Raw genomic sequence first — 26,231 nt, 5'->3', positions numbered from 1 at the left:
TCGCCACCGCTACCCAGCGTGAGTCCTGCTCAACGAGACTTGGTATTAAGGTGCTCCTTGACATTCTCGAAGGTCATTTTTTCGGTCAACCCGGCGAAACGATTCGTCGTCATTGATCAACCTCCGCGCACGATACCGGCGCGGACAGGAAACTTCGGTCGACCTTTGCCGTTCCGGCGATAGGGCCGTCTAAGCTGAAAATATTTTGGCTATGAACGCATCTCTCTTTATAGCGACGCCAAGAAGACGGATCTTATTCATATTGTCAAAATACCGAATTCAATGTAGAAGCGCCAGCCGGTCGAAACGCCTCTGTTTTGCAGCCTGAGGCAGGGCCGGTCACAGGGTTCTGCCGACTCATATTGGCGGCACGAGGCAACGGGGTGGCGCCCTGACCATCGCGAAGGCGCCGAGGGCCAAGCGCCCGATCTCGAAGTTTGCCGGCGTGCCCGTAGCGCCAGGTGACACGACCCGGGCCGGTCTCTCGCCGGGCCACGACGCTTCGCCCATCCGGGGACGCGGCCTACGGCTCCCTGTCCGCCGCAGGCCCGGCACGCTCGACGGGATGTGCCCACGTGTCGGAATAGCACGTCGAAGCGAGCGCGGAGCAGGTCGCGCCGTAGCCGACCATCCACGCCAAGCATCTTTCAGAATCGAGCCTCGCCTGGCCATATCCCGCCTGCGACAGGTCCTCAGGCGCCGGCCCGCATCCCGTCGACACGCCTCATCGCGCGGTGCCTGACAAGCGATCCGGCCAGCCTTCCGCCCGCGGATCGCCGCTTCATCGCAGCACTGTGTGGTCTTGCGCCCAGGCTGCAGGCCGCGGCCGAGCAGATACGCGGCTTCGGTGCAATCGTGCGCGCCCGCGATCCGGCCGCATTGAAGCCGTGGCTGGAGGCGGCCGCCGCGAGTGAACTCGGCGGCTTCGTCGCCGGGCTGCGGCAGGACGAGGCCGCTGTCCACGCCGCCATCGGCGAGCCGTGGAGCAACGGGTCGGTCGAGGGGCAGGTGAACCGCCTGAAGCTGATCAAGCGCTTCATGTACGGCCGCGCCGGCCTCGACCTACTCCGGCAGCGTGTCCTTCACGCCGCGTGAGGCGGACCAGAAACCGCCCGACAAACCAGACCGAGCGCCTCCCACCGTCAGCACCGAACCTGCGGAAGAACCAAAGTTGCACGCCGAAACACAACCAACGGCTACCGCGCCATGTGGGCGGCTGAGGGCGAGGCCGCCATCCGCACCGTCGTCGACACCGCCCGCATCACAGGCAACAGCCCCTTCAGCACCGTCCTCAAAACCATCGGCGCCTGAACCCTGCCATCACAGGCCTGGGTAATTATCTCGGATGTGAGCTCTCGTCTCGTCTTCACCATCCGACACCTTCCCCACTCAGCATGTGCGTGTCAGAGGTGTCCGCGATGCCGAGTGAGGATCAGTCTATCGTAAAATTTTTCTGATCTACGCTCGCATAGACGACTACGCTAGAACATGAATTATTTAACAGCATACTGATAATACCTCGAATTAAAACAAACGAGCTGGGCCTAGACAAATTTGCAAACAAGTTCCGCAGGCATAATGCCGAAAGGCGACTATTATCAGGAGTTCACCGGTGTGTTTTACAACGAGGCGCCGGCGACTTCGCGCAGCACGTCGGCAAATTTTTCTGCATGACCGCGAGCAGGCGATAGAGACGAACGGACGACGCTAGGAGTTAAGATTATGTCTTCCACTAGACTTAGGATGTGTAGACCTCCCTCTATACCATCTAGGGTATACTCATCGACGATCGCGATGCCGAGACCTGCGCGAACGAGTGCACATGCGACATCTGTCTGATAAACATCTATATGAGGCTCGAAGGGCACACCTGCCTTATCAAACGCGCTCGATACGAGTTGCCCGAACGGTATTGAGGGATGGTGTGCGATGAGAGGCCATTCCGCGACGCCACGGATGCCGATGTTCTCTCGAGCTGTAAGCTCGTGATCGGAAGGCACGACGCACACCATCCTTCCCGTCGTGAATATCTCGGTGCGCAAGTTCGGATTGTCGAGAGGTAAGACGGGTACTGCAAGGTCGACTTTAGTGCTGAGCAACTCGTGTGCCATCTCGTTTAAAAGCGTCGTCTTTAGGTTGATGCGTATGTTCGGAAATCGCTGTACAAATTTCCAAACCGCGCGTGCGATCAGTCCGCGGCTCAAGCACGGGCTACAGGAGACATTAAGCGTTCCTGATGCCCCCTGGGCCAAGCCTCCGGCGAATCTTTCGACTTGAAGGGCCTTCTGGTAGAAAGCCTCCACCTCGATAAAGAGCGCGTTAGCCTCTGGGGTAGGCATCAACTTGCCCTTCATCCTCTTAAACAAAGAGAGCTTGAGTGTAGACTCAGTGTGAGCAACAATCCTGCTTACGGCAGGCTGAGAAATGAAGAGCAATTTCGCGGCGCCGTTGATCGATCCGGTAACCATCACGGCCCGAAATACTTCCATCTGTCGTAGCTTGAAACGCATTACCCTGTCCAAAATTTAGCTTGCCATTCAGGACCAAAATCGGTTCGTCGCAGCCTTTTAAACGCTTTAGATATGCAGAATCGCTTGCGTCGAAAACGTCTTCCTAGCGAGCCTTATAGCATCTAGGCAGGAGGTTTAGCATGTTGTAGAATTATAAGGCAAGAGGATGCACGCATTCCTCCGCCACGAGCGCAACACCTTATTGAAATTTTCACGGCAAGCAGGCGATCCTGCGCCCCAGACTGCCCTCGATCCGTAGCTAGATGTTTGGTCCCGGGATTTGGTGGTGCGGACTCTGAGTGAACCTAGAGGGCTCGTCCACCCAGGCTTTGCAGATAGCTTCGTAGGGTGTGAGGCCGCGTAGCGTCTTGAGGCGGCGGCCGAAGTTGTAGGCGGCCACGAAGTCCGCAAGGTGCTGCCGGAGCTGGTCGTGGCTGTCGTAGTGGAAGCGCTTGACGGTGGCGTCCTTGATCGTGCGGTTCATCCGCTCAACTTGACCGTTCATCCAGGAATGGCGCGGCTTCGTGAGACGGTGCTCAATGTTGAGGTCGGCGCAGGCACCTGGAGTGCACCCTGTTGTTGCCCCCCCTGAAGACCGGACAAGATCTCCTTGGTTGATCGGGTGATGAACTCGCGCGGCGAGCGGTAGCCGAGCGCGCGATGAGGATGAAGGTCGTTGTAGTGCGCCAGCCAAACGGGGAGTTGGCGCAGCACGCTCTCGGCATCCGGTAGCACCGAGACACGCACGTAGTCGCGTTTCAAGGTTTGCACGAACGCTTCGGCCATGCCGTTGCTCTGCGGTCTCTCCAGCGGAGTCGTTTTTGGCACCAATCCAAGGTCGCGGGCGAAGCGGCGCGTGTCGCGGGCGACGTAGCAACTGCCGTTGTCAGTGAGCCACTCGATCAGGCTCGGCAATTGGTTGACCGGCCCGAAGCGGTATTCGATGGCGGCCACCATCAGGTCACGGACGTCCTCGCCCGTGATGCCCGCCGTGGTCGCCACGTAGCTAATTGCCTCCCGATCGCAGCAGTCGAGCGCGAAGGCGAGCCGCACCCGCTCGCCGTTCTCTGCCGCGATCTCCAGCCCGTCCAAGCACCAACGCGTGTTGCGCACGGCCACCGCCACCTTGCCCTCGTGACGGCGCGTCTCGGCTCCGCCCGCATGTCGCTGGAGGAGGCCGTACACTTTCATGACTCGGTAGACCCGCTTGGCGTTCGGCGCAGGCCGCCCATCCCGCTCGGCCTGCCGGCGCAGAAGGGCATGGACGCGCCGATAGCCGTAGGTCGGCAGATCGGCGATGAGCGCCTGGATCGCGCCGAGCAACGCGGCGTCGGGTGCAGGCGGACGGCCGCGTAGGCCCATGGGCTTCCATGCGGGGGAGGCCTGCCGGGACGAGGCGAGGTGCGGGCGCGACACGCTCAAAGCTGCGGCCACAGCGCTCGCCGGCCGTCCCCCGGCCACGAGGTCACGCGCGAGGGCAACTGTTTGGGGGGGGGCGGCGACCCGCTCCATTGCCTCGCGCAGGATCTCGGTCCCGAGCGTCAACTTGCCCAGGAGCCGCTGCAGCTCCAGGCTGAGCACGCTGGATCGGGGCTCCTTCGGTCCCATCCGCGCATTCGTGCTGGTCTGGCGTGAGCGCCACTTCTGCACCGTCGTGGCGCTGATGCCGTAGCGCTTGGCGGCCGCCGTTACGCCCTCTTGACGAGCTTGGATTGCCCGGCGGACCGTCTCAGTCATCGTGGCGTTGCCGTGTAGAACCTATCCCATAGCGCGTCCCTCCATGCGGCGTCAGTCGTAAGACCACACAGCGGGACCAAATATCTAGCCGAAGACAATCGGGCAAGATGACCACCTGTTCTATGAACTCGCGCAAACGACAGCCTCGGCATATAAAAATCTGCGTGCATCATATAACCGAATGATATAGGCGATAACATAATAGTGATATGTGAAGGATAGTTTTTGTCATCTTTGCCATTGTGCCAGAATCAAGACTTCGATTATCTTGTAAGAACTACCAGGAATTGTGAAGACGCGAGTGGCCGGCGAATGAACTTCAAACTTGACGATCGGTGCTCATAAAAAGTCTTAATAAGGTCTACGCGGTGCGGGTAATTTTTAACACGTCTGATTTTGAGCCATCGGTCAGAGTAAAAGCCTGGCAAGATGCTGCCTCAAGGTGGATCCTACCGCTACAGGTGAAGGAGCTATCTGACTCACCGCTCGAGGGAATGCTCGAAGCCATGGTGTTTGGTCCTTTCTCAATCACCCGAGTGACGCAGAGTGCAATCCGCACTGAAATCACGCCCACATTTGGCCAGCACAAACTGAACGGTAATATTGCCCGGATTTCTATACAGCTGTCTGGTACAATCACTTGGACTATGAGAGGTCAAAAATCTATCCAAAGGCCCGGAGATTTCATGGTTATAGACATCACGACAGCAGAAATGACGTCTGAAGCGCGCAGTCGCACTCTCGTACTGGAACTTCCACGAGAGCGCCTGACGAGAATTTTAGGGCCTGTTCCAATTTATGCCGGGCTGATAGTCAGCAAAAATCAGTTAACAGCATCTCTTGCCACTAATTATATAAAAAAACTAACCAAAATTGGAGGCCAGCTCAATCCGGAACTAGTCACTCGGCTATCGTCCATTGCGATCGATCTGCTAGTGGCTGGTCTATCCGAGCGCATAGCTCAAGAGACGCCAAGGTCCCTAGCCGGCACGCTCTTACTCCAGCGGGCAAAGGCATATATCGACGCTCACCTCGGCGATCCGTCTCTCAATCCGCAACGGCTAGCAAATGTTATGAGAATTTCGCTCAGACGACTGCAGCAGCTATTCCAATTACGCAATGAAAATATTTCGGGATTTATTTTGGATCGAAGAATGGAGTTGGCAGCCACTATGTTAGCCGATTCTGTCCACGCACCGAAGTCGATCAGCGCCGTTGCGTACGCTTGCGGATTCATCAGCCAGTCACATTTTTCTACCCGCTTTAAAGAACGCTATGGGATGTCGCCGCGTGATTATAGAGATAAAACGAAGCATCAATGAATTCAGCTCATTAGATTGACCTGACCGGCATTTTTGACCGAGCCGAGTGAGAGGCTACTGCATGGTTGGAGTCTGAGAGTCCCCCGGATTTTGGTCCGGGCGGAAGGTGAGCTTCCGCATCTCATGAAGTTGACCCGGTTTGTGGTCCACGACCTATGCAAGTTCTCGGGCTGTGACAGCTTGATTGGCGAAGGCTCGGGGCGTCAAGCCGCCCAGGGCCGTATGGGGTCGATCTTCGTTGTAGTGGCACCTCCAGTCCTCGATGCGTTCACGGGCATCGGCCAGCGACAGGAACCACGAAGCGTTCAAGCACTCTGCCCGCAGGCGGCCGTTGAACGACTCGACCAGCGCGTTGTCGGTCGGCTTGCCGGGGCGCGAGAAGTCCAACGTGACACCATTCTCGTAGGCCCAGCGGTCGAGGGCCTTCGAGACGAACTCAGGCCCGTAGCACATCGGGAAGATGGCTCGACGGTTCTGGGGCGGCGCGCGAAGCCATGCTGAGCGCAGCGCGCCGCCCTGGGGCGGTCATGGCCGACCGGCAGGTCTCTAGAGTGACGGTGTTCGAAGCCTCATTCCGGAGACGGATCGACCATGGCCAGACCACAGCTTACGCCGCCGGCCGGCGTTCTCGTAGCCATCGATGTCGCCAAGGCCCGCAACGAGGTCCTCATCGAGGTGCCCGGCTCCGACCGACGACGCCGGTTGAGCGTCCTCAACACCCGGGCCGAGCATGACCGTCTGATCGCGCTGCTGTCGAACATCGGTCAGCCGGTGACCTGCGGCTTCGAGGCCACCGGCAACTATCACCGCCCGATCGCCTGGCGCCTGCTCCAGGCCGGCTTTGCCGTGCGCCTGATCTCCTCCGTGGCGCTCGCCCGCACCCGAGAGACCCTGCACAACGGCTGGGACAAGAACGACCCGAAGGACGCCCAAGTCATGCTGCACATGATCCGCATCGGCGCCTCGCAGGTGTACCACGACCCGCTCGCCGCCGGCATCAACGACGTGCAGGAACTGTCCAAGACGCACGACGCCGTCTCAAAGGCCAAGACCGAGGTGCTGCATCGGATCCTGACCCACTACCTCCCGCTGTACTTCCCGGAGGTCGACTGCTTCCGCCACAACAGCCGCTCGGACTGGTTCTTCGCCTTCCTCGATCGCTTCCCCACGCCCGCCTGCATCACCGCGCTGAGCAAGGAGGCCTTCATCGCCGCCGCCTGGGATGTCGTCGGGCGCAAGGTCGCCAAGGCGCAACTGCTCGGCGACATCTACGAGACGGCCCGCAGCTCGATCGGCCTGCCGGTGCCGCCTGACGCTCCGGCGGTGAGCATGTTCCAGCTCGTCATCGGCGAGGCGCGCGGGCTGATCCAGCAGCGCGACGCCATCGAGGCCACGGCCGACGCCCTCCTGACGGACAGCTCCGACTACAAGCTGCTGCGCCGCATCCCTGGCATCGGCCCGATCAATGCCCTGACCATCCTGGCTGAGGCTGGCGACCTGCGCCGCTTCGGCCATCATCGGCAGCTCCTGAAGTTCTGCGGGCTCGATCTGGCCACCCAGCAATCCGGCACCTTCCGCGGCCAGACCAAGCTGTCGAAGTACGGCAACGCCCGGCTCCGGCGTACGCTCTGGCTGGCTGGGCAGGTGGCCATCCGGCAGCGGGAGAACGGCTTCCGCGACAAGTTCGAGCGCTACATCGCCCGCGACCGGCACAATGCCGACCTGCGGCGCAAGGCGCTGACCGGGATCACCGCCAAGATGGCGCGCGTGGTGCACGCCGTCATCAAGACCGGTGCCGACTACCGGCCCTTCGTCGAGGGGCCGGTGCCAGGTGGGAGAACCCCTCTCAGCAGAGCCGTGAGGGCGTGAGAACCACGACCCTGTAGATAATGCTCGGGTCTCCTGCCTGGATCGACATCTCGTGTTGAGGACGGTGAGGACCACGGTTCCGCGTGCATCGGCTGGATCCTGTGTGAGCTCAGGCCGAGAGTTCTTCCGGATCGGCAGGAGCCGCCTGGATCGATGTTGACGACAGACACACCGCGGGCGCATGTTCGCGGACGGAGACCTGTTGCCTGGCCAGCCGTCCTTCCTCGCTACGTAGGGCGTTATCGCAGCGGATGTGCTTCGGGATGCCATGCAGGCACATGGCGTCGGCCAGCGCCTTGATCACGCCAAGGCTGTTGATGCGTCGCGCCACCTTCAGCGCCAGGCAGGCCCGGCTGTGCTCGTCGAGGAGCGTCAGGATGCGCAAGCTGCGGCCGTCGTGGGTCCGCGCCTGCACGAAGTCGAAGCTCCAGACGTGATTGCGGTGGAGCGGCCGTAGTCGCACACATGAGCCGTCGTTCAGCCAGAGGCGGCTGCGGGGTTTATGTCGGCAGGGGACCTTCAGCCCCTCGCGACGCCAGATGCGCTGAACCCGGTCCTTGCCCACCTGCCAGCCGTCTGTCTGCAGCAGCGCGGTGACACGACGGTAGCCATAGCGCCCGTACTCGGAGGCCAGGGCAACGATGGCTCGGGTCAGCCCATCCTCGTCGGCCGGTACGGTCGGCACGTAGCGCTGCGTGCCGCGGTGCTGGCCGACGATCCGGCAGGCGTGACGTTCCGAGAGGCCGTACTTCACCCGGATGCCGTCGACTGCCTGCCGGCGTCGCTCGGGGGCTACAAGTTTCCCGAGGCGACGTCCGCCAGCACCTGCTTCTCCAAAGAAAGGTCGGCGACGAGCCGGCGCAGCCGAGCGTTCTCACGCTCCAGGTCCTTCATCTTCCTGGCCTGATCGACTTGGAGGCTGCCGTACTCCTCTTGCGCCAGCGGTAGTAACTCTGCTCAGAGATCTCCACCTCCCTGCATGCAAGGGCTAGCTCTTACCCTGGGCTATCTGCACCTCGATCTGCCGCAGCTTCAGCACCACCTGCTCCGCGTTCGTCTTCTGACCTCGCCGCATGTCCGACTCCTTCGGTCCTCGCTGATCCTCTCAATCAGCTCGGTCCAAAACCAGCCGGTCAGGCCACTCCCATACCTCAGCCGCCAACAGAAAAAACAGATTCTAGGATTCCTACTTTCTTGTTTTGGAAGCCCGGTGGGTTTCCGTCCGCGGTTCATCGACGGATACGCCGCAGGCCCACGTCTGCGCCGCACTTGAGGGCTCCATCTCGCGGTATGGGGTGCGGTCAATGCCGCCGGCATCCGCGAGAGTGCGTCAGAGCCCTTATTCCACGCCCAATCACATCTCGGCCTCGCCGAATTCGACGCCATGCGCGCCGGGCGGACGCGCATTTGTTGCTGTGGCGGGAGGAGGTGGTCTGCGCCCTGCTCGCCGCGGTCCTGCCCGGGGCCGGGTTCCGGGCCGAGAGGCATGGCCCAGTAGTGACGCTGCGGGGGCATCGGACAGGGAGAGCCAGGACGGTCGGGGCCGGAACACGTCGGCGCGCCGGCATCGTGCGTCCTCGCGCGAAAGCCCTGGTGGTCGCACCTAGTCGATCGGTGCGATGCCTCCGGCGCCTGCTGTCGAGGGCGACGGAGACCGACCGGCTCGAACGGCACTCGGACGCCGGTTCCTAGCAAGAGATCCGCACGCCGCCGTTAACTTTGCGATCGATCCTCCGCCCTCGCCGTGCTCGCCTCGATTGATTTTCTGCGATCTCGGAACTATAATTGCGCTCTTTCCAAATCTTGAAGCCCCTCGCCGCCCCGGGATCATCAGCCGTTAATTCGGTGATGGGCCCGTCGCTGACGGCTTGTCTTGTCTATTGCCCTACGCTCGCAGCGCTCGGCGGACGGGTGCGTCCCACGTGGCATGCGCGTGTGCCTGTCCGCGGTCCTGACCGTGTGCCGCCGAGACCCGCCCACCGTCCGCACGTGGGACGTACGCGACGGGCCCGCCGCACCAGGTCGGCGAGTCATGGCCCGCGTGCGACGACTCGGTGCGGGTGGGCGACACGCCAAGGGCTTGGCCGCGGGTTTCGCCGCCGACCTGCGGCACCCGCCCGCCACCTCGTACCGCCCGCACTCGTCGAACCGATCAAAAGGAGGAAGCATGGCCGGAGTACCCAGCGACGTCGCCCGCGCCGTCGTCCTGCGTCATTTCCCACGCGTCCTGAAGGCCGGGCTGGACCATGCGGGCCGGAACGGCGCCGTCCCCGCACAGCTCGTCCGGGACGCGGGAGCGATCAGGCCGGTCCTCGGCCGCGCCGTCCGCAACTGGCTCGCCCGACCGTACGTCCAGGACGGCCGCGGGCTGGCCGCGCGCGTGGATCCCGCCACGCACGCGGTCGGGGAACTTCGGGCACTCGACCGGTTCGCGTCCCGGACGGACGCCGAGGCGGCCCGGGAGATAGCCGACGCCACGCTGCTGCTCGGGTTCTCCGGCAACGTCGAGATCGTCGCCGGGCGGGCCGCGGGCGCCGTGTGGTCCGCCCTGGACCGGTTGCCAGAGGTGGGCGCCATCCTCGGCGTCCTCGCCTTGGCCAGCGCTGGGGCGGACCCGGACGGCGTGGTCGTGCCATGGCGCGATTTCGCCGAGCACGACGAGCCACTGCCGGACGAGGTCCCGGCCGGCGTCGAGGGCGAGATGGCGCCCGACGCGGTCAAGGCCTGGCGGGACGCGGTCGGGGCGGCCCTGAACGAGCTAAGGTCCTCGGCCAGCGTCCTCGCGCTCGGCCTGTCCGCCATGGCATCGGGACGGACGTTGCCGTACTACGCGGACTTCACCCTGGCCGCGCATGCCCTGGCCATCGGGGAGGCGGAGACGCGCTTCGTGCGGAACCGGGCGGCAGCAGCCGTGAGGCGCCGGGAGGCTTCCCGGACCGCCCGGTCCAGGCAATCGGGCCGGAGAGCCGCCGCGCCAGATCCGGAACCGGACGAGGGGCATGGGCATGGCGACCGCCCGGCGAGCCCCGACGCGAGCCACGGGTCCGTCCTCGTCTGCCCCGCGATCACCGCCACCGGCAAGGCGAAGGACGCGACGCGGGGCTACGAGCACGTCATCGGTTGCGAGGTGCCGCTTGTGACGGTCGGCGACCTTTTGGACCGGCGCACGTCGCTCCTGGCGGAATTCCCTTACGCGGCCGAGGCCATAGACACCGTGCTGGGGGATCTTGTCGGCAAGGAGTTCGTGAGGTTGCCGGGCTACCTGATCGAAGGCCCCCCGGGTGCGGGGAAGTCCCGCTTCGTCAGGCGCCTCGGCGAGGCATTGGGCGTCGGCGTGTACCGGGTCGACGCCACCGGTGATTCCGGGGCTAGCATCGCCGGCACCGAGCGGCGCTGGTGGAGCACGGAGCCGTGCCGGCCGTTCATGGCCATAGCACGGCACCGCCACGCGAACCCGTTCCTGCTCGTGGACGAGATCGACAAGGCGCCGACCCGTTCGGACTACGGCCGCATCTGGGACGCCCTTCTTCAGTTGATCGAGCAGGAGAACGCCTCCCGCTACCCCGATCCAAGCCTGCAACAGGACATCGACATCCACTGGGTCAGCATCGTGTGCCTCGCCAATGACGCCGGTCGCCTTCCTAGCCCGCTCCTCGACCGCTTCCGCGTCATCCGCTTCCCCGAGCCGGGGCCGCAGCACCTCGAGGCCTTGGTGGGATCCCTGTTCGCGGAGATCGCGCGGGAACGAGGCTTGCACCCCGGTTTCCTTGCCCCGCCGGACGGGGTCGAGCTTCTGGCTCTCCGTCGACGCTGGCGGGGCGGGTCGGTCCGCAGTCTCCGACGAGCCGTGGAGGCGGTGTTGCGCGCGAGGCAGAGGCTCTTGGTCGAACGGCCTCATTGAGGCGAACGCCCCCCGATGAGCCGGTCCCACGACGCGCCGGGAACGATTCCCGCCGCGCGCCATGACTTCCCTCCCGTTTGGCCCCGGCGGCCTGCCGATTGCTTTCTACGCGGAAAGGCGGGTCGCCTACGGAGTCATGCCGGGCCGATTGAATTCGGTCAGGAGTGGATCTGCCTGCCCCGTCGGCCCGCCTCACTGCTGCTGTCGACGACGGCCGTCTGCCTGGTGCCATCAGCAAAACTGGGACCAGGGCCTCGGCATCGTCCGCGGCGCGCTGATCGCGTCGGACAGGGTCAGAACATGGAGGATCGGTCCCGTCGGCCGCCACTGTCAAAAGCTTCGGGACACGCGGGTGCCCAGACCGAGCTGGACCGATGGAAGTCATAGCGTGGCCGGAATGGGTGGCTGACGTACCGACGCGAGCCCCTCGCCTGGTTCGAGAGGCACGTGCCGCCGCGCCTGTCCGCCGGTGCGACAGGAAGGGATGCGTCGGCTCCGAAATCGGCGTCCTCGCGACCTGGCGCGGCGGACGACCCTGCGTCGCGTCATGGGCGGTTCTTTGCTAGGGCTCTGAGGTGTCGACATCCCGCGACCGCCACGGAGCCGCTCCTTGTCCCTCTCCATTGGTGCCCTTTCGACGATGACGGGCGTCAAGGTCGTCACCATACGGTACTATGAGCAGATTGGACTTCTGCCCGCGCCCGACCGCACGGACGGGCGTCAGCGGCGCTACCCGGACAGCGATGTCGTCAGACTGCGGTTCATCCGCCAGGCGCGGGAGCTGGGCTTCGAAGTGGATTCCATCCGAGACCTTCTCAAGTTCGCGGACGAAGACAAGGTACCCGATGCCGAACTCGTGCGTCGGCTCATGGATGAGGTGCGGTCTAAGATCGACGCTCTGGAATCCCTGCGGCAGGAGCTGTTCGAGCTCGGGACCGAGGGCACGCCGGGGCGGTCCCTGCTCATCGAGGCCTTGGTTCGAGCGCCATCGGGTACGGCTGCATCGAGAGACTTCGACTGAGGCATGTCGGCGTTGGTCACGGCGATGCAGGCAAACCTGAATCCGCCCGTGCAGACATCGACGTCCGATGTCGGTCTTGGTGAGCGCCGCGATCGTCGTCAGTGTGCACGTCCCGACCCGCGTCTGTCTGTGTTGGCATGCGGCGTATCTTAGATTGAAATTCCTGAAAATACAATCTGTATTTTATTATCACTTGAATATCGAATGATATAAAAGTCTCATTAGCCATATCGTCCCTGGATGCGTAAAACCTATAGTCACTATATTTTTCGGGCTATCATGACAGCCATCGAAATTGCTCGGCCGCGAAGTGCGGCGTCGGAGGAAGTCAAGGTCGTCGCTTTCTTTTCGGAAGGTTCTCTCGCCGCGATGGCGGCCTTGCTGGCCCGGACCGGCCTGGTCGCGCTCGGATCGAAGCCTTCCGAGCTCGGTTTCGGAGAACACCGTACGGGCGGGCGGCCGGAAACGATTTCGGCGGACGCTTTGCTGGCATTCGTGAGGATGCATCGTGCGCATGACGTCCTGCTTGCGCTGTCGCCCAGTTTGATGGCCGACGTCGCCGTGAGGGCGGCCATCGATGTCGCCGTATCCGTTGGTCCGGGGTGCTGCAGTCACACCCAGCCTGCGGGCGCCCGCGCTTGGCACCTGGCGTCCGGCGGCGACACCATCGTCCCCCGCGGCCGAACGCCAACCCTCCCGATGCGCCTGCCCGATGTCCATCCGACGGCGTCGACTTTCGCGCGCGACGGCGTGCCGTGCGCTCCCCCGGTCAGGGACGCGCTGAAGTTGGTGGCGGTGCTCCAGACGCTGGCTGCCTGTCCCCACGCCTCGGACGTGGAGGCGTGCATGAGTGAACTCCTGCTCGCCGACGTGCCCGAGGGCATCGACATCGCCGCGGATCGCCTCCGCGCCGTGGCCGACCGCCTGGACGCGATGCCGGCCCGCACATGCGGTCCCGTCCGCCGGCGGACGTCATCGGGCACCCGCCCGGGCTGGTCGGCGCGAGGTCGGGCCGTTCACGGTCTCGACGCGTCACGGACGGCGCTGGGGACGCCTTGCCGTTCGGCCGGCCATCGGCGCTGACCGCCGGTTCCGCATCTGGTTTTCTGAGGAGGTGACGATGAGCAAGATCAGCCTGAAGGCGGTTTCGAACCCACGGCCACGGAACGCCCCGGCGCGCCGCGCGAACGCTTCCCCCCGGCGCGGATCCCCACGCCGCGGCCGGACCGCCCGTCCCGCGCCGTCGCTCGGGGCGATGTCCGAAAGGCATGTCGCCGCGCTCGTACGCGAGATCGAGATGGCGGAGGTCGAGACCCCCCGCTCGCCGTCCGGGATGAACCTGGACGACGACCTGCTCGATCCTGCCTTCGACGACGAGCACGCGGCCTGGGCCGTCCACGGCCACGGATCCTACCGCCCGCGCCTGGCGCGGATGACGGCGCACTTCGGCCTCGACGAGGAGGGCCTGGACTGAACCGCGGGGGATCGTTGCCGCGGGGCGAGGGCATCGCGATGCCGCCAATGGCGGATGGCCTGCCTTGCCGGGCAGGTCCGCGGAGGCGCCCGCGCGGCATGCCCTCGCATCGATGCACGGCCGCGCGGCTCCGAACGGGATCGCAAGGATCGCGGCATTGGCCGCACATAGGGAGGACCCTCGATGCAAACGAACCGTTCCTCGGGCCAGATGGTGCTTCCTTTCGGCGGCGGCAGGCGCGGCGTCGGTCTGCACATGCCATCCCGGCCCCTGCTTCGCGCGCCCGGCGTCGGGCTGGCGCCGCGATCCCGTGCATCGGGTGCGGGCGCGGCCGGAGACCGACGGGTCGCCCGATACGGCGGGGCATCGCGTCCCGTCGACGGATCGACGCAGCTTGACCGCGTGCTGAGCCTGGACATCGAGATGATCGTCGACAAGGCGCTGCTGCCGCCCGATTGGCCGGAGGACCGCTTCCCCAAGCCGCTCTGGCATCGCGTCGTGGCGATCTCCTACGTCCAGGCCCGGATCGAGCGCGACGCCGACGTCGGCGCCTTCCGCTACGTGGTCGAGGCATGCCGGAGCGGCGGAGAAACCGGATGGGACGAGGAGCGGCTGCTGCGCGGTTTCTGGGCGCATTTCGAGCGGCACCGCTTCCAGGTCGTGACCTGGAACGGGCGCGCCTTCGACATGCAGGTCCTGCTGTAACGCGCGCTCATGCACGGGATCCCCACCCCGGCCTGGCACATGCGCGGCCAGGGGCGGATGTCGTACGGGCAGCGCTACGCCGACTGGCACGTCGACCTCATGGACGTGTTCAGCTGCTACGGCGCCTCGGCCCGCCTGGGCCTCGACGAGACCTGCTCGGCGCTTGGGCTGCCGGGCAAGCCTGGCACGTCGGGGGCGGACGTCGCGGACCTCGTCGCAGCGGGCGACCTGGGAAGGGTCAGGGATTACTGCGAGAGCGATGCCCTGAACACCTACGCGCTGTTCCTGCGGTACGGCTTCGCCTCGGGCAGGATGGACGCCGCGCTGCACGACGACGCCGTCGATGATCTCGCCGCCTACCTCGCGGCGGAACGGAGGGAAAGGCCGCACCTCGGTTCCTTCCTCGACACGTGGAGGCAGTCCCGCATCCCCTCGGCGATGTACGTCTCGAACGCCCGTCGGGGCGGGGACCGGACAGCCTCGTCGGAGGGCCCCTGCGTGTCCCACCCCGAATCCCCGTTCCAGGGGGTGTTCTCGGCACCGCCGACGGGAGGATGACGGCGCCGCCGCATCGAACGCCTCGGAAGCTCCCGCCCGCCGGGGCCGTCATCCCGCAACACCCGCTTCCCGACATGGAGCAGGACGACATGGCCGATCTGGGATTTGGCGACGCTCGCGCGCCGGGGCTTGTCCCCGCGCTCCTGCCGGCGACAATCCCCGCTCCCGAGCCGGGAAGCGGGGATGTCGGGCCGGCGGTCACCCGCAATCCCAGGGGCCTTGCCGTCCCGATCCTGCACCTGTGGCGCTTCCTTGGGCCGGCAGCGATGGATGACGGGATCCGGGGAAGTTTGCGCGGGGCCTTGGCCGTTGCCGCGAACGGCTGGTCCGACCGTTGGGGCGAAACCATGCTGTCGGCGATCGACCCCGGCGGCCCGATGGCGCCTTCCATCGAGTTCCTGCACGACGGGAACCTCGATTCCGGCCGCGGCGACGAGATCATGTCCGCGCTAGCGCTGCGTGGGCTTGGCGGGGACTGTGCGGCCTCTGCCGTGCTGGCGAACGGGCTCGCGATCCTGGCACATGGTCACCGTGCCGCCGCGTCGCTGTTGGAGCTGTCGGATCAATGGTCGTCACTGGCGTCACGCCAGCGGGGCGTGGTCACGGGCACGCCAGAATGATCGGCATCCGCGACGACGGGGACCTTTTCCCTGGCGGCATAGGTCGAACGCTGCTCGGCGGCCTGGCCGGCCGCCGCCGGGTCAGCGACGGTGTCAGAGCGCCGCCGACCGGCGGCACCGGGTCAGGAACGGGGCGCCGTCGCCTCGGCCTCGCTGTCGACGCCGGCCATGCGCGCGGCCTCGGGATCGAGCTGGATGCGGAAGCTCAGATGCTCGGCACGGAACTTCCGCTCCTCCGTGCCCTGGTCGCAGCCCCGGACCTCTTCCGCCATCTTCCGGAGGCGCCGCACCCGGCTCTCGACGGGCAGGGCCGCCCAGATCGCCTTCGCCTTGGCCTGCCAAATCTCCTCCAGTTCGTCGCTGATGTCCAAGAGCTCCCACCGGGCCGCCTGGAGCCGGTCGGCGTACTCCGGCGGGAGGTGCGACGGCAGCGTAACTTTGCAGACGTCGAGCCATGCTCCCTCAACGGCGTGCATCGCTTCAAGGGTCTCGCGAGCCTGACGGGACGTGGAGACGCCCGCACGACCCAAGTTCGCCCTCTCGAGATTGTTGCCGGGCAGCGGAGCGGCGGTCGACCGCCGCCCGGCGCGAAAGATCCCGTCGTCGAGCAAGTCCATCGCGTGCTCGGCCACCTTCATGCCGAACTCGGGATCCTTGTACTGCCGCATGCCAATCTCCGCCGTCGAATTCGCTCTCGGCCAGGGAACGCTAGCCCACGTCCGCGGCCGGCACGAGTAAGGGTTTGCCCTTACTTGACATCCGGCCACGAACACGGGTCACGGCCTTCAAAGCCAAGTCGATCGATTCGGATGCGATGGACATCGGCATCCGGCGGAGGACCGGCATTGGATCGCACGCCCGCGGACGAACGGTACGACGCCCCGCCGCGCACCTACGCTGTCGGACCGGATCCATGCTCCTTCGAGGATGGGGTCGGGATCGACGACGCTCCGCCGGTCGCGCTGGATCCGAGAGGGTCGGTCGCTGTCGCAGGTTATGATCCTGGCAACCGTTCCCGCGAGCGGCGGACCCGGCACGGGTCCAGGCACGCGGCCGGCGGTTCGGCCTGGCCATGCGTATGTTCGGGCTGCCTGCACGGCATCGCGGCTCAGGTCCGATGGACGAGCGAACCGAGCGCGGCCAAGTCGTCGGCGTCGGGCGCGGCATCCCGGACCAGGGCCGCTTCGAACTCCTCGAAGCGACGGCAGAGGAACCTGGCCTCCTGGACCATGGGCGTGGCCTCCGCCGACCGCCCGTAACAATCCGCCACCGCCGAGATCAGGCGACGGGCGACGTCCACGGCCTCGAAGGACATGTTCTCGTCGAGGCTGCCAAGGCTTGCCCGCACCGTCAGGTCCCACGCCTCGCTCGACAGGCAGGCCGCGATCCGCGCCGGCTCGGCGTTGCGCCTGTCCGTGAGGAAGTAGGTGTAGACGTCCCGCATCTCGATGAACGCGCAGGTTGCGGCGGTCACGGCATAGCCGGCGACCAGCCTGGCCGTGTCCGTTCCGTAAGGGGCCCCGGCAAGCGAGCCCACCCAGGGATCGGTCCCGGCCGAACGCCTTTGCCACCGGACGCCCTCCTGCCAGGCAGCCCCATGGTCATAGACGTCCGGGCGGTACCCGAGTGGCTCCCGGTGCTTGAGCCGGTAGGACGTCAGGCGCGCCTGAGGGAACGGCTGGAGCGTCCATCCGGCCTTTCCGAGCGTGACGAGCGGATCGTAAGCCCGGATCAGCACGACATCCCCGACGAAGCGGACGCGCTCGTCCATGAAGCGCCTGAGCCCGTCCGTTGCCGAGGCGCGACCATCCTCGAAGATCTCGGAGACCTCAATCTCCGATGGCGGACGGTCGTAGAGCCCGATGACCGCGCCGTTCGTCGGGCCGGGCGCGTTTGCGCCCACCGCCGCCAGCGGCGTTCGGCAGGTCACGAGACCGAGGTCCGTGCAATCGGAAACCCGGTCGGACCGGCCGCCGGCCAGGAACGCCTCGAACTCGGCCACACCGAACCTGCCCGAGGGCGAAGGCGTACCACGTCTGCACGACCGCCCATCGACCTGGTACCAAAGGGTGCCTTCGAAGACGCGCCAGGTGAGGTCCCTGTCCCCGACCTTGAAGGCATGGGTCTCGCCGAGATCCTCGGGTGATCCGGCACGCAGGACGACGGGCGTGTCCATCGCGACGAACCAATCCTCGTGGATTCGTTTCCGCTTGCGCCTCAACAGCACGGGACCGGGATGCCTGACCGTTACGATCCGATCCCCCGCCATCGCTCCCTCGCCCGGATGTGGCTGCGTCACGGCCCATGGGCAACGCGACGCGAGTCCGTGTTCCAATCCCCATGGAGAGACTGCATGGCGGACCACTTATCACTCCCCCGTCAGACCTGCTCGCTTCACCCACATCAGAAGTCATCCTGACCTCCCAGCCCACGGGCCAGGGACGGTCTGCCAGCGGCTCCGAGGGGCCCCCGATCAACGCGAGGATGTGCCGGCCGGACCTGGTTCCCTGTCGGGATCGTCCGTGGCGTCACCTGCCCATCCTGGGAAGGCCTCGCCGAACAGGCTCCTCCCCCTTCCTCGAGATAGCCGACCGGGATCCGAAACCTCGCCACGGCCAATTCGTGCAGCATCCGGTGCACCGCCTCACACAGCAGGTGGGCGGCGGTGCACCCGGAATGTTCGACGTCGGCGGCCCCGCGTCCCGAGAAGACGAAAGCCGTCTTGTCTCCGTCCCGTGCATGGCGCAGGACCACCCCGGGCACCAACAGCTTGCGCCGGTCCCTGCCGTTGACGCCGATGCGGATGCCATCGGCCTCCCGCGTCGCGTAGACGACGTCGGTGCCCGTCATCGCGGTGGCATAGGGAAGCCCTGTCATCGGGGGAGCGTGGGGCGCAAGCAGCCGCATCGCCATCGCGGCGACGGCGACGAGCGTGCCGGACGTCGTCTCCTTGCGTAGCGGGACCGCGGAAGGCGTCGGCGCCCGTCGCCCGCGGGAGATGGCTTGCCGCAGATCGAATCGGTGCCGTGCCTGCTCCGGCGTTGCCGACGAGTTCCAGGCCGAGTGACCGTCCACCCCGAATGCGACCGGATCGACGTATGCGAAACCGGCCGGTGGCAGCAACTCGGCGATTGAGGCGCCGATCTTGGACAGCGAGACCTCGAAGGCGGGATCGGGCTCCTGCGGGTCGAGGACGTAGCCGTGCGGCGATGCCACGAACCCGAGCGCCCGAGCCAGCACCGGATCGCGCTCGCCTCCGTGCAGCATCAGGCCGTTGCCGAACGGCAGGCCGGTGGCCGGCACGACCATGAGACGCCACGGATCGATCAGGTTCGGGTAGGCCAGCTCCGCCACGTGTTCCTGTCGACGCCGGGTGAATGATGGTTCTCCATCACTTCATGTGGTGGGTCAGACGGCGTTGAAGACGCGCTGACGCAGGAGTTCGAAGCCGGCGCGGCCATACATCTGTCGCTTGATCGTCTTCAGTCGGCTGATCTCTCCCTCCGCTGGCCCTGTCGACCACAGCAGGGCGATGGCACTCTCGATCCCAGCCGCATCGCGTTGCAGGCCGGCAGCAAACCGCTTCAGCACGCTTGAGCGAGCCGCAGCCAGCCAATCCGCGACTGGCTCCGAGGACTGACCGCGCAGCATGCGCGCGAAGCGAACTGCCAAGTCGCCCGCGTTGGCCAGTTTTGGTGCAGTGCGCCTCAAGCGTGCGATGAACACGCCGTCCGCGCCGGCTATCCCCCCAGCGTCGCTCCGCAGAAGCCGGGCGATCCGCCTCGTTCCGGGCGGCTTCCACGGGCGAGCCGGGCCCCGACCGCCGGCATCGAGCGTGTCGCCGCCGGCCCGGCACCGCGCCGTCGCCCAAGCGCGCACCACTCGTGGATTGATACGAGCCCCAAGGCGATCGAGTTCGCGGGCCAGGGCCGCCGCGTTGCGGCAGCCCTCGCTCCAGCGCTGGTCGAGATAGGCCCGGTAAGGGTCGATGAGGCACGGGCGCGCTGGTTTCGCCCAGTTCGGAGGCTCGTCCCGGCGCAGCCAGCACCGCACCGTCTTGCGATCGAGGTCGAGATGGCGCGCGATGCCGGACACGGAGGCACCGGCTCCATGCAACTGCAGTACCTCGGTGTGACGCGTCCGGCGCGGCGCGTGTCTGGCGAGCCGGCGCCTCTCCGCGGCTGTGGCCGGACGCGCATGGTTCTGCTCGGTCCGGTGCGCCGCGGCCCGCTCATCCCCGAGCGTGCGCGCCACAAAGCGGATCACGGCGTGCTCGCTGCCGACCGCCTCCTGCAACGCCTCGCCGAGGTTGCGCAGCAGATGCCAGCGGTCCAGGACGTGCACCGCCTCGGGCGCCCCCGGCCGGACGGCCTCGCCGTAGACCTCGGCCCGGTCGCGGGCGACGATCTCAACCCCGGGATGGCGCCGCAGCCATCCGGCGACCGCTTCGGTCTCGCGATCTGGTAGGAGATCGGCGATCACCCGGCGTTCCAGATCGACGATCACCGTGCCGTAGCGGCGCCCGCGTTGCCAGGCCCACTCGTCGATTGCGATCACGCGCGGCGGTAGCGCGACTGGGGCCGGCCCGGCCCGGCCCGGACGATGCGCAGGACGGTGGATGGGCTAGCCGGGATGGCCAGACGGTGGGCGAGCCGCGCGGCCGGGGCTCCGCCGAGGGCGAGACCGAGGTGGCGCTGCAGGTCATGAAGGCGCCGCAAGCGTCGTGCGTGTGGTGCCGCGACGTCCGGCGGGGTCTCGCTGAAGGTCCGGCGGGGGCAGGCGGGGTTGCGGCAGCGCAGGCGGCGCAGCCGCACGCACAGGCCAATGGAGCGCCCCTGGGGGGTAAGTCGGCGAGGTGCCCCTCGTAGGTGCCGTGGACGCTGTTCGACCGGTTACTGCAGGCGGGACAGCACGGTTCTGTCGACCGCGGCACGGCCAGCAACATCACGTGCTCGGGCTTGGCCGTGACGGCGACGACCCGCAACGAGGGCGGAATGAACGGGAGCAGGCGCTTGGGCATGGGCGGACTCGGGCGACCATCATCCTGATCCGAATCCGCCGGCGGTACGCCGGGTCCCGGTCCGCCCACACCACCACACGAAGTGACGGAGAACCAAAACTCAACCGTCGCAATGCTGCCGGAGGGCAGCGGGCGACCTCGATCGTGCGACACCGTCGAGAATCCGACAGGGTGGTGGAAAGGCCAGAGCCATGCGCTGAGGGTCTGAGACCGGACGGTCTGACGAACGCAGGCGGTCATCACCGAACCAACAGCTCACCGGCACCCGGCCGGCTGCTCAGTCATGGCCGTGCGAACCCGCCGACACGCGGACGTGCATCGACGTGGGTGGGCGGCTCGGTTAGACGCGCGCCTCCGGAATCCGGAGCGGCCCGATGCGAGATGCCAGGAGCGACGACTTACCGGCTCTGCTCCTCACCCTGGCCACGGAGAATGCCGAGCTGCGCCAGCACCTCGCAGACGCCTGGATCTATTGATGGAGACCGCCATTGATGCCGGACACCTGCACGCCCGCATCGAGGCGGTGCAGGGCGAACGCAACGCCTGGCGCACCGAGGCCGAGCGGCTGCAGGCCCGCATTGGCGGGCGCGACCTCGCGCGGATAGGCTGAGCAGCGACAGGCCTGTCTGGATCTGCTACACTGCCGCCTCTTCCTGCCACGTGCCCGAGGCGTTCGCGACACCGCACGGCACCGCGGCGGGCAAGCGCGCGACGACAGGCGACCGCGGGCCAGGGCGGCCGTCATCGTGTCGAGGATGGTGCCGACCATCCGCCTCGATGTCCTTCGCGTAGAGGTGTGGGTTCTGTGCCGCGATGCGGGCGACGAGCTCGGACCGGATCATGCGCCAGGGTTGCCGCGTCGTTCACCGGACCGCAACCGCCCTTCGGCAGTGTCCCGGCCGAGCCGCGTTGCGTATCGGCTTGCGCTGGTGGGTCCGGTCGCTTCTCCGCCCTGACAGCAGATAGGGGCGAGGTCGCGCGGACTTTTCAGACCAGCGATAGCGTCTGCTCAGTCCTCGGCTCCCGACAGCGATGACACGGACGAGAGCGGCGACAGCTGTGCGTCCGGCGATCCCGCATTCTTAGCTCAGTCGTCTCCGAGCTCCCGGCTGGCTGCTCGTGCCCACTTCGACTGCGTGAAAAACTGGCACAGCAACTAACTACTAAGCCACCAGATATCCAGCGTTGTCGGCGAATCTGACATAAATACGTCTTGACTAAGCATCGATGATGCCGCGTTGGTCGCGGCCACATCCGTAGGAGGCTTCATTGGACGACGCAACCTCAACTTCGAGCCAAGACCAGTTCAGTTATATCGAGCTCACCGCCGACATCGTCGCCGCTTACATCTCAAACAACTCCGTGCCCGCATCCGAGCTGCCGGCGCTGTTGGCCGCGATCCACAGCACGGTATGTGGGTTGGGCAGTCCCGCCGCTACGGTCGCGCCGAAGGCCGAGCGGGTTACTCCCGTCCAGATCAGGAAGTCGATCACACACGATGCGCTGATCAGCTTCGAGGATGGCAAGCCGTACAAGACCCTGAAGCGCCACCTGACCAAGCTGGGGCTCAGCCCCGAGCAGTACCGCGAGAAGTGGGGCCTGCCGCGCGATTACCCCATGGTCGCGGCGAGCTATTCCGAGACCCGCTCAACTCTGGCGAAAAGCGCCGGTCTCGGCCAGCTGCGCCGGAACGCAGTGCCAAAGGCTGCTCCTGCCGACGAAACAATCGCAGAGGCTCGAAGACCCGTGGCCGGAAGAATGTAGACGAGACTGCTGAGGCGCCAGCTGAGACGCCCGCTCGCGCCCGCAGGCCGAAGAAGGCTGGTGCTGCTGTAGAGTGAGGGTAGCGGGCCTTCGTTCATAGCCCGCGTGCTACCGGTTTGCCTGGGCGCCTAACTCAACAGCTAGAGCGTTTTCGGTTTGGGCTGAGTCGGGTTGGTAGGGTTCACGCGGCGCTGGGAGGCTGATTCACTCAGGCCGGTCGACAGCCGGAGTGATGCATGGGCCGCCCCTACAGCTTGGACCTGCGCGAGCGGGTGGTGACCGCGGCTGCGGCGACCTCGCGCCGTCAGGCGGCCGCCCGCTTCGGGGTCGGCCAAGCAACCGCGATCCGCTGGATGGCGGCGCTCGCCGCGACTGGGACGGTGGCCGCCCGGCCGCAGGGGCGTGCCCGCCGCTCCAAGCTCGACCCGTACGAGACGTTCCTGCGTACGCTGATCGACGAGACGGTCGACATCACCCTGGAGGAGATGCGCGCCCGGTTGCAGGACGAGCATGGCCTCACCGTCGGGCTCGGCACGTTGTGGGCCTTCCTCGACGCGCGCGACCTGACGTACAAAAAAAGACGGCCCACGCCGCAGAGCAGGATCGGCCGGACGTGAAGGCCGCCCGGGAAGCGTGGTTCGAGAGCCAGCCCGATCTCGACCCGGACCGGCTGGTGTTCCTCGACGAGACGTGGACCGCCACCAACATGGCCCGCACCCGCGGGCGCTGTCCCCGCGGCCAGCGGCTGCGCTCCCCCGTCCCGCACGGTCATTGGAAGACCACGACCCTGGTGGCGGGCCTGCGCCTGTCCGGGATCGCCGCGCCGTTCGTGCTCGACGGGCCGATCAACCGCGACGCCTTCCAAGTCTACGTCGATCAGGTCCTGGTGCCCGAACTCGCACCCGGGGACATCGTGATCATGGACAATCTCGGCAGCCACAAAGGCCCGGCCGTGCGCGCGGCGATCGAGGCGGCGGGCGCGCGGCTCCTGTTCCTCCCGCCCTACTCGCCGGACTTCAATCCGATCGAGATGGCGTTCTCGAAGTTGAAGGCGGGGCTGCGCAAGGCCGCGGCGCGCACGCGCGAAGGGCTCTGGACCACAATCGGGCGGCTCGTCGATGCCGTTACGCCCGACGAGGCCGCAAACTTCTTCGTCGCGGCAGGATACGACCCCGATTAAACCGAAACCGCTCTAGCGCCAAGCCCGAGGCTCCGCGTTGACACTACGACCTCTGGCGAGAAGCCCGCTCGGTCCGCCGACGCGGGCTTTTTCGTGGGCTGGTGGTCGCATCACATCTTCGCGCGCATGCCCTGTGCAGATGCGTCCGTAACCATTCCGGCGCACTGCTGCACCGCAACAGCGAAAGGCGCCATGCCTAGTCAGCGACCCACCTTCCTCCGTCCGGTCACGGCGGTGCCCTCCAGTCTCGACACGACGATGCTCGTGACCCGAGTGACAGCGCTGGCTGCATGGGACGCGCGTGCGGCGATGGCTGATGCCTCAATGGCTGTCATCGGTCAGCCGGCGGCGCTTGCGCTGCGATTGGCCGCGTAGAACCGACAGGCGGCGGTACCACCGCCTTCCAGCCTGCCTGGCAAACCGCCCGCGCGGGCTTTTCGTGCTGGAACTGGACTTGCTCCGCAAGTCCACTCCCACTCTCGACCAGCCGAGTGAGTCAGTCCCCCAACTCCCCGTGACCCCCAAACCCGCGACTCAGCCCAAACCGAAAATGCTCTAGGTTGACCAGAGCCTCCGTTCCTGAGCGTCCCTGATCCTCTCAAATCACCTGACGACGGACAATCATTTGGCACACGCTCGCTGGCGATAATCGCGCGGCGATAAACCATAATGCTCTTTAAACCGACTAGAGAAATGTGCCTGGCTTACGAAACCATGTTGATATGCCAACACGCCGATTTGCACGAACACGCTAGCTGGATCGGACAATCGAGACGCTGCCGCTTCAATTCGACGTCGCCATATCCAATCACTAATATTCTGGTTATGTCTTTGAAAAAGCTGCTGGAGTCTTCTGAGCGAGATCCCCATTGCAAGAGCAAGCTGTGATGGATCCAAGGTAGGGTCGCCTAGATTTGCTTCAACATAGGCCTTCGCGCGTTGGACCAGAAGTGTTCCTGCTATCGGCCCGGGTGGTTCTTGACCGATGCGCTCCGCGACGCTGCTGATGACTAAATCAATAACAGTCGATGATGCCCGCTCCGCCGCCGCGCTGGTCAAACTGCTATGCACCCGAACCAAACTCTTGATATAATTCGCCATCAATAGCAAGGAAGGTTGGCCTCGTTGCATGGTAAGCCCTGAATATAACGAAACAGGTCCCAGTACACGTTCAAGAGGGCCACGCGGGATCTTTATATAAATGACGCGGCTTGATGTGCTGGTCTGGCCGATAGAGGGGTCATTACTTAATACTACAAACTCTCCGCGGTTTTGTATGTACTCGCGGCCGGACTGTTGGCCGCTCTGGCTTCCAGATAAAACCAATGCCGCCAAAACATGATCATTGTTAAGATATTGCCGAACCAAATTAGGCGTAGCTTCGGACCTCAAAGCGCTCCGCGCTACGCGGCTTATTTGAATTAATCCCACATCAGCTGCTTCGACCTTGCCTTCAAATGGTTTTTTTCCCAATTTTTTCTGCTCTAAGGGCATGATTCTTTTGCTAGTTACAGCTTGCCAGTAATCAAAGCTGTAACGAGGCTCAACTTGAGACGTGTCAATCAATGTTTCCATTTTACACCAGAATCATATTCTGTTTTTCGAGTCACTGAAATGATTGTGCGGCAAATTTATGAGGCAGACTCCGCTGGCCGACAGGTCGGATGGGGCCAGCGGGGTGCGCCGTCCTCGGCACGGCGGAGCTTGACGTCCCCCCATCGCTTTGGTTGTAGATGGGCGTCGAACCATGCCACTGTCACGAACATTGCGAAACAACTCGCAAGACGAGGGAATTTTAATTCCCGGTGGGGTCACGACCGGTGCCGAGCGTGACCTCACATCTCCTGGCATTTTATCAGAAGTTACAATAATTTAAGCCTATCTTGAGAGGGGTCATGGTTCGGGGCTCTTCCGCAACCAGTGTTCGTTCGGCGGGAGCGCAGCAGGCTGACGCTCACGGTGTGCCGCGCTGACGTGCCGGCGTGGCCGCTTGAGCCGCAGGCTGAGGCCCTCATCCCGGTAGAGACGGTGGGTTCTTCCGCAGGTTTGGTGTTGAGCGCCTTGTGAAGCGTTGATCCCTGGGGTGGCGGAGGGAGCGCGCGATGCGGATCTCGAACCCGTTATTGCCCTCGGTTTCAGAAGGTGTGCAGGTCGACGAGCTTGCGCTGGACGCCGATGCGCTGACGATCACGGCCAGGACGACCGCAGCCCGCGCAGCCTGCCCGCAGTGTGGGCGATGGTCGGCCCGGGTGCATAGCTCGTACTGGCGAACCCTGAAGGACCTGCCCTGGCAGGATCGCTCGGTCACGTGGCGGGTGAAGGTGCGCCGCTTCCGCTGCAACCATTGTCCGGGCCGCATCTTTGCCGAGCCTGTTCCCGGCCTCGCCCGTGCGAGGGCACAGCGCAGCGATCGCTTGGCCGAGGCGCAGACCGATATCGGCATGGCGCTCGGCGGCGAGGCCGGCGCCCGCCTGTCGCGACGGCTTGCCATGCCGGTCAGCGGCGACACCGTCCTGCGGCTGATCCGCCGTTGCAAGAGCGCAGGGTGCG

18 protein-coding genes and 8 pseudogenes are annotated in these 26,231 nt (G+C 65.2%); 14 read left to right on the top strand and 12 right to left on the bottom strand.

Features of this window, described 5'->3' with window-relative positions; translation table 11 throughout:
- Positions 1-906: 906 nt before the first annotated feature.
- Positions 907-1,095, top strand: a pseudogene (locus ABIC30_RS24595) (ISL3-like element ISMdi2 family transposase); the annotation flags it as partial.
- 66 nt (positions 1,096-1,161) lie between these two features.
- A pseudogene (locus tag ABIC30_RS24590) lies at positions 1,162-1,336 on the top strand (IS66 family transposase); the annotation flags it as partial.
- A 283-nt stretch (positions 1,337-1,619) separates the two neighbouring features.
- Here ABIC30_RS24590 and ABIC30_RS24585 read toward each other — a convergent pair.
- The 3 genes and pseudogenes from ABIC30_RS24585 to ABIC30_RS24575 all read right to left on the bottom strand — a co-directional run.
- Positions 1,620-2,510, bottom strand: a complete 891-nt coding sequence (locus ABIC30_RS24585) for a LysR substrate-binding domain-containing protein (RefSeq protein ID WP_354456176.1) — start codon at positions 2,508-2,510, stop codon at positions 1,620-1,622.
- A 259-nt stretch (positions 2,511-2,769) separates the two neighbouring features.
- Positions 2,770-3,066: pseudogene (locus ABIC30_RS24580) on the bottom strand (integrase core domain-containing protein); the annotation flags it as partial.
- Positions 3,067-3,137: 71 nt separating this feature from the next.
- Positions 3,138-4,247, bottom strand: a pseudogene (locus ABIC30_RS24575) (IS3 family transposase); the annotation flags it as partial.
- 335 nt (positions 4,248-4,582) lie between these two features.
- Here ABIC30_RS24575 and ABIC30_RS24570 point away from each other — a divergent pair.
- A complete protein-coding gene (locus tag ABIC30_RS24570; protein WP_354456175.1) occupies positions 4,583-5,569 on the top strand; it encodes a helix-turn-helix domain-containing protein in 987 nt (328 codons plus the stop codon).
- 153 nt (positions 5,570-5,722) lie between these two features.
- On the opposite strand, the pseudogene ABIC30_RS24565 reads toward ABIC30_RS24570, so the two are convergent.
- Positions 5,723-6,013 (bottom strand): annotated as a pseudogene (locus ABIC30_RS24565) (integrase core domain-containing protein); the annotation flags it as partial.
- Between the two features lie 147 nt (positions 6,014-6,160).
- On the opposite strand from ABIC30_RS24565, the gene ABIC30_RS24560 reads away from it, so the two are divergent.
- Positions 6,161-7,438: an IS110 family RNA-guided transposase gene (locus ABIC30_RS24560; RefSeq protein WP_354456174.1), complete on the top strand. Its 1,278-nt coding sequence runs from the start codon at positions 6,161-6,163 to the stop codon at positions 7,436-7,438.
- 238 nt (positions 7,439-7,676) lie between these two features.
- Here the strand turns inward: ABIC30_RS24560 and ABIC30_RS24555 are convergent.
- Positions 7,677-8,513: pseudogene (locus tag ABIC30_RS24555) on the bottom strand (IS3 family transposase); the annotation flags it as partial.
- Positions 8,514-9,605: 1,092 nt separating this feature from the next.
- Between ABIC30_RS24555 and ABIC30_RS24550 the strand changes: the two are divergent.
- The 6 genes and pseudogenes from ABIC30_RS24550 (at position 9,606) to ABIC30_RS24525 (ending at position 15,717) form a co-directional block, all read left to right on the top strand.
- Positions 9,606-11,339, top strand: a complete 1,734-nt coding sequence (locus tag ABIC30_RS24550) for an AAA family ATPase (RefSeq protein ID WP_354456173.1) — start codon at positions 9,606-9,608, stop codon at positions 11,337-11,339.
- Between the two features lie 610 nt (positions 11,340-11,949).
- Positions 11,950-12,360, top strand: coding sequence for a MerR family transcriptional regulator (locus ABIC30_RS24545; RefSeq protein WP_354456172.1), 411 nt, complete (start codon positions 11,950-11,952; stop codon positions 12,358-12,360).
- Between the two features lie 279 nt (positions 12,361-12,639).
- Positions 12,640-13,443, top strand: coding sequence for a hypothetical protein (locus ABIC30_RS24540; protein WP_354456171.1), 804 nt, complete (start codon positions 12,640-12,642; stop codon positions 13,441-13,443).
- Between the two features lie 214 nt (positions 13,444-13,657).
- Positions 13,658-13,834 carry a hypothetical protein gene (locus ABIC30_RS24535; protein ID WP_354456170.1) on the top strand — a complete coding sequence of 59 codons (177 nt, stop codon included), beginning with the start codon at positions 13,658-13,660 and terminating at the stop codon, positions 13,832-13,834.
- Positions 13,835-14,017: 183 nt separating this feature from the next.
- Positions 14,018-15,097: pseudogene (locus ABIC30_RS24530) on the top strand (3'-5' exonuclease).
- Between the two features lie 74 nt (positions 15,098-15,171).
- The gene (locus tag ABIC30_RS24525; RefSeq protein WP_354456169.1) at positions 15,172-15,717 is read left to right on the top strand and encodes a hypothetical protein; all 546 of its coding nucleotides are present in this window, start codon (positions 15,172-15,174) and stop codon (positions 15,715-15,717) included.
- Positions 15,718-15,839: 122 nt separating this feature from the next.
- Here ABIC30_RS24525 and ABIC30_RS24520 read toward each other — a convergent pair whose 3' ends face one another.
- The 5 genes from ABIC30_RS24520 to ABIC30_RS24500 all read right to left on the bottom strand — a co-directional run bounded on the left by ABIC30_RS24520 (position 15,840) and on the right by ABIC30_RS24500 (position 20,435).
- A complete protein-coding gene (locus ABIC30_RS24520; protein WP_354456168.1) occupies positions 15,840-16,385 on the bottom strand; it encodes a hypothetical protein in 546 nt (181 codons plus the stop codon).
- Between the two features lie 440 nt (positions 16,386-16,825).
- Positions 16,826-18,082, bottom strand: coding sequence for a DUF8359 domain-containing protein (locus tag ABIC30_RS24515; protein WP_354456167.1), 1,257 nt, complete (start codon positions 18,080-18,082; stop codon positions 16,826-16,828).
- 38 nt (positions 18,083-18,120) lie between these two features.
- Positions 18,121-19,071, bottom strand: coding sequence for a hypothetical protein (locus tag ABIC30_RS24510; protein ID WP_354456166.1), 951 nt, complete (start codon positions 19,069-19,071; stop codon positions 18,121-18,123).
- Positions 19,072-19,125: 54 nt separating this feature from the next.
- Positions 19,126-20,274, bottom strand: coding sequence for an ISL3 family transposase (locus ABIC30_RS24505; RefSeq protein ID WP_354456165.1), 1,149 nt, complete (start codon positions 20,272-20,274; stop codon positions 19,126-19,128).
- The gene (locus ABIC30_RS24500; protein WP_354456164.1) at positions 20,271-20,435 is read right to left on the bottom strand and encodes a hypothetical protein; all 165 of its coding nucleotides are present in this window, start codon (positions 20,433-20,435) and stop codon (positions 20,271-20,273) included. Before ABIC30_RS24500 ends, ABIC30_RS24505 begins: the two co-directional genes overlap by 4 nt.
- A 777-nt stretch (positions 20,436-21,212) precedes the next feature.
- On the opposite strand from ABIC30_RS24500, the gene ABIC30_RS24495 reads away from it, so the two are divergent.
- The 3 genes from ABIC30_RS24495 (at position 21,213) to ABIC30_RS24480 (ending at position 23,681) form a co-directional block, all read left to right on the top strand.
- Positions 21,213-21,347, top strand: a complete 135-nt coding sequence (locus ABIC30_RS24495) for a hypothetical protein (RefSeq protein WP_354456213.1) — start codon at positions 21,213-21,215, stop codon at positions 21,345-21,347.
- Between the two features lie 659 nt (positions 21,348-22,006).
- Entirely contained in the window at positions 22,007-22,501 is a 495-nt protein-coding gene (locus tag ABIC30_RS24485) for a Ros/MucR family transcriptional regulator (RefSeq protein WP_354456163.1), read from the top strand.
- A gap of 236 nt (positions 22,502-22,737) precedes the next feature.
- A protein-coding gene (locus ABIC30_RS24480) for an IS630 family transposase (protein WP_100250497.1) occupies positions 22,738-23,681 on the top strand; the annotation gives its coding sequence in 2 pieces (ribosomal slippage) (positions 22,738-23,074 and positions 23,074-23,681; 945 coding nt in all).
- A gap of 621 nt (positions 23,682-24,302) precedes the next feature.
- On the opposite strand, the gene ABIC30_RS24475 is transcribed toward ABIC30_RS24480, so the two are convergent.
- On the bottom strand, positions 24,303-25,256 hold the full coding sequence (locus ABIC30_RS24475) for a helix-turn-helix domain-containing protein (protein ID WP_354456162.1): 954 nt from the start codon (positions 25,254-25,256) through the stop codon (positions 24,303-24,305).
- Positions 25,257-25,598: 342 nt separating this feature from the next.
- Positions 25,599-25,718 (bottom strand): annotated as a pseudogene (locus tag ABIC30_RS24470) (IS3 family transposase); the annotation flags it as partial.
- Positions 25,719-25,804: 86 nt separating this feature from the next.
- On the opposite strand from ABIC30_RS24470, the gene ABIC30_RS24465 reads away from it, so the two are divergent.
- On the top strand, positions 25,805-26,231 hold a 427-nt coding region (locus tag ABIC30_RS24465), incomplete at its 3' end, for a transposase family protein (protein ID WP_354456211.1).

Source organism: Methylobacterium sp. 1030 (assembly GCF_040544715.1).
GTDB lineage: Bacteria > Pseudomonadota > Alphaproteobacteria > Rhizobiales > Beijerinckiaceae > Methylobacterium.
Note: the sequence above shows the minus strand (reverse complement) of the source record. Positions and strands in the feature narration are given on the sequence as shown.

Excerpts from the sequence above, each read along its gene's own strand:
- ABIC30_RS24585 (WP_354456176.1), bottom strand. The coding sequence starts at position 2,510 with ATGCGTTTCAAGCTACGACAGATGGAAGTATTTCGGGCCGTGATGGTT.
- ABIC30_RS24560 (WP_354456174.1), top strand. The coding sequence starts at position 6,161 with ATGGCCAGACCACAGCTTACGCCGCCGGCCGGCGTTCTCGTAGCCATC.
- ABIC30_RS24550 (WP_354456173.1), top strand. The coding sequence starts at position 9,606 with ATGGCCGGAGTACCCAGCGACGTCGCCCGCGCCGTCGTCCTGCGTCAT.
- ABIC30_RS24540 (WP_354456171.1), top strand. The coding sequence starts at position 12,640 with ATGACAGCCATCGAAATTGCTCGGCCGCGAAGTGCGGCGTCGGAGGAA.
- ABIC30_RS24535 (WP_354456170.1), top strand. The coding sequence starts at position 13,658 with ATGGCGGAGGTCGAGACCCCCCGCTCGCCGTCCGGGATGAACCTGGAC.
- ABIC30_RS24525 (WP_354456169.1), top strand. The coding sequence starts at position 15,172 with ATGGAGCAGGACGACATGGCCGATCTGGGATTTGGCGACGCTCGCGCG.
- ABIC30_RS24520 (WP_354456168.1), bottom strand. The coding sequence starts at position 16,385 with ATGCGGCAGTACAAGGATCCCGAGTTCGGCATGAAGGTGGCCGAGCAC.
- ABIC30_RS24495 (WP_354456213.1), top strand. The coding sequence starts at position 21,213 with ATGGAGACCGCCATTGATGCCGGACACCTGCACGCCCGCATCGAGGCG.
- ABIC30_RS24475 (WP_354456162.1), bottom strand. The coding sequence starts at position 25,256 with ATGGAAACATTGATTGACACGTCTCAAGTTGAGCCTCGTTACAGCTTT.